This window comes from Xanthomonas axonopodis (genome assembly GCF_001304695.1).
In the GTDB taxonomy this organism is placed as follows: Bacteria; Pseudomonadota; Gammaproteobacteria; order Xanthomonadales; family Xanthomonadaceae; genus Xanthomonas; species Xanthomonas axonopodis.
Genome location: NZ_JFAQ01000309.1, coordinates 1 through 699 on the forward strand (window position 1 = coordinate 1; position 699 = coordinate 699).

Consider the following 699-nt stretch of genomic DNA (forward strand, 5'->3'; position numbering starts at 1 on the left):
TGCGCGCTTGCCAGCTGCCTGCTGCTCGGCGCCGCACCGGCCTTCGCACAGAGCACCGCTGCAACCATCCGCGGACAGGTCACCGTCGATGCCGCACCTGCCGCCCAGGCGCAGGTCACCGCCACCAATCTGGCCACCGGCCTGACCCGGACCGTGCAGGTCAGCAATGGCGGCTATTCGGTGGGCGGCCTGCCGCCGGGTTCCTACCGGATCGATGTCACCGCCAATGGTCAGACCAGCTCGCAGAACGTCACCGTGCAGGTCGGCCAGACGGCGACCCTGAACCTGGGCGTGGGTGGCGAACCGGCCACGGCCGCGGGTGGTAACGCCACCACGCTGGACGCGGTGCAGGTGAAGGCGCCGCCGGTGCTGGTGGAGACGCGCACCTCCGAAAACGCCACCTACATTTCCAACGTGCAGATCCAAAACCTGCCGCGCGCCACGCGCAACTTCCTGGAACTGGCCGACACCGTGCCCAACGTGCAGTTCACCCGCGAGGCCAACGGCACCACCAAGGTGCGCACCGGTGCCACCTCGGCCGAAGGCACCAATGTCTACATCGACGGCGTGAGCCAGAAGAACTACGTGCTGACCGGCGGCGTGAGCGGCCAGGATTCCAGCCGCGGCAACCCGTTCCCGCAGTCGGCGATCGGCGAATACAAGGTCATTACGTCCAATTACAAGGCCGAGTTCGACCAG

The 699-nt window shown here is 67.2% G+C and carries 1 protein-coding gene; it reads left to right on the forward strand.

From position 1 onward, the window contains the following. Window positions 1-699 (forward strand): TonB-dependent receptor (locus tag XAXN_RS19975; protein ID WP_245149975.1); only part of this gene is annotated, 699 nt, incomplete at both ends.